This is a genomic window from Bacillus sp. JJ1566 (genome assembly GCF_036962685.1).
Classification (GTDB): Bacteria; Bacillota; Bacilli; order Bacillales; family Bacillaceae_L; genus Ferdinandcohnia.
In genome coordinates, this window is record NZ_JBALOP010000029.1 from 83,019 (window position 1) to 89,093 (window position 6,075).

The 6,075-nt window shown below is 38.1% G+C and carries 4 protein-coding genes and 1 pseudogene; all 5 read right to left on the bottom strand.

Annotated elements, in window-relative coordinates:
* Positions 1-6: 6 nt before the first annotated feature.
* Positions 7-1,197, bottom strand: coding sequence for a carbohydrate kinase family protein (locus tag V7112_RS13165; protein WP_335420339.1), 1,191 nt, complete (start codon positions 1,195-1,197; stop codon positions 7-9).
* A gap of 5 nt (positions 1,198-1,202) precedes the next feature.
* Positions 1,203-2,357, bottom strand: coding sequence for a Gfo/Idh/MocA family protein (locus V7112_RS13170; RefSeq protein ID WP_335420342.1), 1,155 nt, complete (start codon positions 2,355-2,357; stop codon positions 1,203-1,205).
* A gap of 1 nt (position 2,358) precedes the next feature.
* The gene (locus V7112_RS13175; RefSeq protein ID WP_335420345.1) at positions 2,359-3,201 is read right to left on the bottom strand and encodes a class I fructose-bisphosphate aldolase; all 843 of its coding nucleotides are present in this window, start codon (positions 3,199-3,201) and stop codon (positions 2,359-2,361) included.
* A 599-nt stretch (positions 3,202-3,800) separates the two neighbouring features.
* Entirely contained in the window at positions 3,801-5,729 is a 1,929-nt protein-coding gene (locus tag V7112_RS13180) for a serine hydrolase domain-containing protein (RefSeq protein ID WP_335420347.1), read from the bottom strand.
* Between the two features lie 25 nt (positions 5,730-5,754).
* Positions 5,755-6,075 (bottom strand): annotated as a pseudogene (locus V7112_RS13185) (TetR/AcrR family transcriptional regulator); the annotation flags it as partial.

A 6,075-nucleotide genomic window follows, 5' to 3' on the forward strand; every position in this document is an offset into this window, starting at 1 on the left:
TAGTAATTATATACCATCATTGGGACCTACCCATAGACCATACTCATCGGAATACTCCCATCTCTCTAAGCTTTGGGCAAGAGTATGTTTTTCCCATTTACCAGCAATTCTCTTTTTCAACTCTAAAATGGTTGGAATGCCTGAAGTCGAAGAGGTTTCTTCTACACAAAAAGCGCCCACTCCAACTGCATATTGTAATGTTGTCTCAGGCTCATTTTCTTCACATATTCCAGCAATAAAACCAGCAATTGTGCTATCACCAGCACCAGTTGTCCCTTTCACATTCACTTTAAAACAAGGTATCCATAACTCTCTATTTTGCCACTTGCTGATAGTACTAAGGTTACTAAAGCTATCTTCCTGTTCAAAAGTACCAGTTCGTAGATAAAAACCGGAGCCTCCCACCTTTATTCCAATTAATTTTGTACCAAGCCCTAATAATAGTTCTCCCAACTCCTGTACTAGCTCAGGATCTATGGAATTAGGTATAGAATCACCAGCTGACGTGATACGTTCGTATTCTTTTCTATTTAGCATAAACAAAATTTCTTCAATACTCGGAAAAAACATATCTACGTATGGAAGAACGTTTTCCAAGAACTTTTCCCAATTAACTAATCCTGAATTGCCCTGTGGATCCGGCATCGCCATATCTAGTGAGGTTGCTACCCCTCTGCTCTTCACTTCTTTAAAAATTGCAACTAGTTCTTTACCATCATTTTCAAAAATACTTTTCATTATTGGAGGATAGCCAAAGTGGAATATTTTCGCATCTTCAAGATGATTAAATTTAATATCCTCATACAAAAAGGTGTCATTTGTTCCTGGATTATGCAGGAAAATACGATCTGAATTTGGTACATTTAATACAATTGTATAGGATGTTTGCTCATTTTCAGAAATAATAATACCCTCTGATAACAATTCATTTTCATTGCGAATTAAGTCTACGATTATTTTTCCGAGTTCATCATTTCCTACCTTTCCCATTAATCTTGTGCGTACCCCTAATTTATGCAAAGCTTGGCCGGTATTAGAAACAGCTCCCCCTGTTGCTAATTGGATACCTCCCACTTCTGTAAGCCTACCTGGTATAAATATATCTTTTGGGTTAAGTTTTTCTTTAAATGTTGGAATGATATCTAGACAAAGGTGACCTGAAACTACTACCTCAACTTCTCCATTAGCGCTGGACATTGTGATTAACTCCCATAATTCAAATTGATAGTTTTACCTGTTTTTTGTGATTCAAGTGCTGCCGTAAATAAAACATGTGAATGGTATGTTTCTTCCGGTGTAACACAATGAAGCGTATCTTGTTTTTTTCCAAATACAATTTCTTCACAGAAGGCTGCCCACATTTGAAGAATTGAATCGGAAAAACCAAATTCAAAAATACTGCCGGTAATTGATTGAAAAGCACTAATGTGAGGCACATCTAATACTCTCCATTCTTGATCTTCCCCGGGTGAATATGACATTATTTTTAATTGTTTTGGATTTTGAGTCGAAAACTCTACCGACCCTTTCATTCCATTCACTTTGATAAACCATGTATTTGCATGTCCAGGAGCAATTCTTTTCATAGACATAATCATAGGGAACTCATCTTTACCAGACTCCACGTCACATGCCAGAATTGCATTATCCCATGTATCACAGTCTACAAGTTCTCCATTATGATTTGGACGGTGTTTTACTATGTTAGATAGAAATGCACGAACATTCTTCGGTTTCCAACCAAGTCTGAGTGGTAAATGGAGAACATGCATACCTAAGTCACCCATACATCCATATTCTCCATTTGTTATACTTACACGCTTCCAGTTAATAGGTTTATTTGGATCTAGATCACTGCTATGCCAGAATCCAACTTCAACGTCAATGATTTTATCGACAAATCCCTCCTTGACAAGGTTAAAGAGTCTGTATGCACCAGGAAAGTAAGGTATTTCCGATGAGCATCTTACGGTAACATCCGGGTTTCTTTCAACGGATTTCAAGATTTCAAGATTATCCTGTAAATTGATTCCGAATGGTTTCTCGCCAAGTAAATGCTTTCCAGAATTAATAATGTCTATATAAATTTGTTTATGCAGATTGTGCGGAACGGCGCAATAAAATGCGTCAATTTCATCATTTTCCAATAACTCAATATAATTTTTTGTAGCATACTTTATCGTAGGAATGTTATTTGTAAACCAACTCATTGCATTTTCGTTTATATCACTAACTGCAATTATTTCAGGAGCAGTATTTACATTAGTTAGATGACACCATCTTGAAACAGCACTAGCAAATTCTTTACCCATAAGCCCGCAACCAATAATTCCAAAACGTATTTTTTTAGTATCCATACTAATTTTTAACTCCATTTAAAAATTCCATCGCTTCTTTCGGTGTTGCATTATCATGTACAATTGCCATAAAGGCTTGTGTCATTTCTTTAGGCTGTTCGTGTTGAACGACATTTCTCCCATAAACAATACCACTAGCACCCTGCTTCATTAATTCATAGGTACGCGTTAATATCTCTTCCTCAGAAGCCATACCTCCACCTCTTGGTAAAACTGGTTTGCCTGAAGCAGCTTCAATTACTTTATGATATTCTTGCACATCATCACATGGATCCGCTTTAATAATATCGGCCCCAAGTTCAACAGCTTGACGCACAAGAGGAACGATTTTTGTAATATCCCCATCAACCATATATCCTCCTCTTACCTCATTAGGGAGCATAACAAGAGGTTCAACCATTAAAGGCATTCCATAACGTTCACATTGTGTTTTTAATGCTGTTACATTTTTAACACATTGATAATGAAGCTCTGGTTGGTTCGGTAATAATAATAAATTCACGACTACACAGGCAGCATCTAATCTTACAGCCGTTTCTACAGGATTATCAATTAGTTGGCTATATAAAAATCTCGGTAAATCCTTCCCATAAAAATTACCAACATCAGTTCTAATTACAAGTGCCGGCTTGCTCTTCCCGGGGATTTTTTGCAAAATCTCAGCTTGACCAGGTGTTAACTGAATAGCATCTGGATTAGCATCAACAATTACTCTTATCGCTTTTTCAATCGATTCAATTCCTGACAAAAAGCTATACTCGTTAAAAAATCCATGATCAATCGCTACATCAAAACATTTACCATCTGTTGAAAATAACCTATTCTTTCTAGGGATAATACTCATAAATAAACATCTCCTTTTTTCTCTAATATTCTAACTATTACAATTATTACCACAAGTACGATCTCAGTGTCAATATTAAATAAACAAAAATAAACATTTACAAACAATTTTAAACACAACAAACACGTGTTAGGTTTTTCCTTTTTTCAGTTTCACCAGGAAACATGGGAGACTGTTCAACTGTCTCCTCAGAAGAAAAGCACGTACATAAATTGAAGACACCATACCGACCGAGTTTATTATTTTGAAATCCAAGATAAAAAGGGCCTGACTCTCAAAAAGGTAATGAATTACCACACTGAGGATCAGGCACCAAAATTAAGATACTATTCTCTTGAATACCCCTTTTATAGTGCTATTTTTTTCAACTTCTTTTAGGAGCATCATTCCAATTCCATATCCCCGAAGCGGTCATCAACACAAATGACCTCTACATAATCAGGCCCTTCGTCGGCTTCTTTACCAATGAAATTCTCCTCTTTCTTAGATTGGAATAGTAAGAATACCTTTAAAATAGTTATAAATATTTACGTAACCCTGGGACAGTCATCTTAGCTTTTACAATGGGAAAAAGCTAAGGAACCCATCCCCATTACACTTTAATACAAATTCCAATACCAAAAAGTCCAAACAAGATGCATCATCATCATACTTAACAAGGAATAATGCACCAGGCTAAGTTTGCGCGAATATCTTCCCCGCCAAAGGAGAACCGTGAAGATGAGCATTGCAATTCCCAAAATCGTTAAAAGCAAGGGAATGACATTCAAAAGCGGGCTCCATGCAGGTACAATGCCCAATGCTTCTTTTGGTAGTTGGTAGATGGGATCGACTCCCCCAGATATCCCAATGCTGGCCACTAAAAACAACAGGAGAAGCCCCGCTGCAATGGCCAATCGTTTCCCCAAAACCACTAACTTAGGTTGAGTGTTTTTCCTTTTTCTTCGTATCAATGCTTTGATACCCCAATAGAGAAGACTTCCGGCAAATAATAAGATAACCAGGATCAGAGATAAAATGGTAAAGCCGCTCGACGCATACCATGGTGCTTTCGAATAAGACATCGGACCATCGGTGGTAAGCATGATATTCCCATGAGGACCTGTTTGAAAGACAATTGTTCGAAATTCACCATACGCATCAATCGAGGGTCCTTCTCTTGTATTCTTGTAAATACCAGGTTCTATTTCGACAAATCGATTGGTTTCTCCGTTGTGGGTCACTACTAAATCTCCAATATCATCTAATTGGACATGGATCATTCCCATGATCAGGCTGCTAATCTTATCCTCATTCGTATAGCTTTTCCGATTTTGATGATATTCACCGACATATTGGCGTGATTCCTCTCCACCCATTGCCGTGACGGTTACACTCTCATCTAACGGAAAATAATGATCCATGAATGCCTGAAAAAGCTCTGTATGCGTCCGAAAGTCATTTCCACTATACGAGATAAATAGACCGATATTTTCTTGAGGTAATAAGTACAGTCCCGTATCAAACAGTGCCGTACTTCCCCCATGATTAAGAATTCGTTTGCCATTCATTGTTTTTTCGATAAACCCTAAAGCCATCCCATCTAATTGGTCATGATGGGTAAACTGTTGTTGGAACATATGCTGAACGGTATCCTCTTCTAGAATCCTTTTTCCATTGAAACTTCCACCCTCTAGATAGGCTTGCATAAACTTTGCCATATCATTTGCCGTGCTACTCATTCCCCCTGCAGCACCAGGTACAAACTCAAAACTTCCTTCTTTAAATTCTCCATCAATATATCTATAGGCCTGTGCTAGATTCGTAGAAAAATCCGTTGGTAATGGTTGCTGAAACGTACTGTGGTTCATGTCAAGAGGCTTAAAAATTTTCTCTTCTACATATTCGGAATAAGGAATACCTGAAACCTGTTCGACAATATACCCCGCTAAAGCCGTACCATAATTTGAATAGGCAAGCACTTCACCGACAGGAAATACACGTTCAGGTCGATATTCACGTACATATTGACCAAGTGGAGGCATTTCTTCAGCGGTTAGCCTAAAAATGGCACTCGAATAATCCTCAAATCCAGGTGTATGCGTCATTAAATCTAAGAGAGTGATTGGCTTTGGTTGCTCCTTATTCGGACCCACTGCAAGCCTAGCTGGAATTTCAAAATCTAAATATTGATTAATATCCGTGTTCAGATCAAGTTTTCCTTGCTCGACAAGCTGCATGATTGCCGTCCACGTGAAGAGCTTGGATACGGACCCGATTCGAAACATCGTGGTTTCTGGATTTACCTTTACTTGCTCCTCGATATTCGCAAAACCATAGCCTTTTTCAAAAATGACTTTCCCATCAGCTACAACGGTCACGGCCATATTCGGAATATGTTCTTCGTCCACTTTTTTCTGTAAAAACTCATCCATAAACGTTTCAATATCTGATAAGTCAGTAGTACTCTCTGCAAAAGACAAACGACTGTCAATCAACACGAAGACCAATAGCATACAAGCAATAATGGATGTCTTGATTATTTTCAAGCCGGTATATCCCCCTTGTTTTGGATTATGTCTCTTTCTTTTGTAAATAAGCAGATGTAATCACATCGGTAGCCATACTATCTAACAGCTCAACTCCCATTTCCTCGTTAAACTCCTCAGGAAGCATTCCACTCGCCACCATGACAGAAAGCCCGGTTGTAAAGATTCGCATTTTCAAGAGAATGGTCATTAGCTCTTCATCAGAAAAGCCTTCCAGATCCTCATCACCTTTCATTTGTTCAATTAACCCCTGCCCCATACTTTGATCATAGTTTTGGGTATACTTGTTTTGATTCATGACAAAATCCTGAAATAGAACTGGGTACTCTCTTGCAAATCGGAGGCT